The sequence below is a fragment of the Methylobacillus sp. MM3 genome (assembly GCF_001645185.1).
Taxonomy (GTDB): domain Bacteria; phylum Pseudomonadota; class Gammaproteobacteria; order Burkholderiales; family Methylophilaceae; genus MM2.
The window spans coordinates 1-454 of record NZ_LXTQ01000012.1; the positions used below are offsets into that span (position 1 = coordinate 1).

The 454-nt window shown below is 36.6% G+C and carries 1 protein-coding gene; it reads left to right on the forward strand.

The window, feature by feature from the left end; translation table 11 throughout:
- Window positions 1-194: IS3 family transposase (locus A7976_RS06780; protein WP_000962798.1), on the forward strand; the 194-nt coding region annotated here is incomplete at its 5' end.
- Between the last annotated feature and the right edge of the window lie 260 nt (window positions 195-454).

Genomic DNA, 454 nt, shown 5'->3' on the forward strand with positions numbered 1-454 from the left:
ATGCTGTGGTGGAGTGTTTCTTTGGAACCTTAAAGTCGGAGTGTTTTTATCTTGATGAGTTCAGTAATATAAGCGAACTGAAGGATGCTGTTACGGAATATATTGAATACTACAACAGCAGAAGAATTAGCCTGAAATTAAAAGGTCTGACTCCAATTGAATATCGGAATCAGACCTATATGCCTCGTGTTTAACTGTCCAACTTTTTGGGGTCAGTACAAACTTTGATTTATAGTCAGGTGGTGCTTTTCTCTGTCTGCCTTTCGGTGAATACCTGAGACAAACAGTCTCAAGCACCCGTGGCTATTCTAGCTTAATAAGTTTGTTTCTTCTCCTTGATATAATCCTAAAAAAATCTCATAAAATTAATATATGAGATAATCTTTATTCAGCAGAAGATTATTAAAGGTTGCTGTATTATTTAGCGATAAAAAAAGCCTGCCAGATGGCAGGC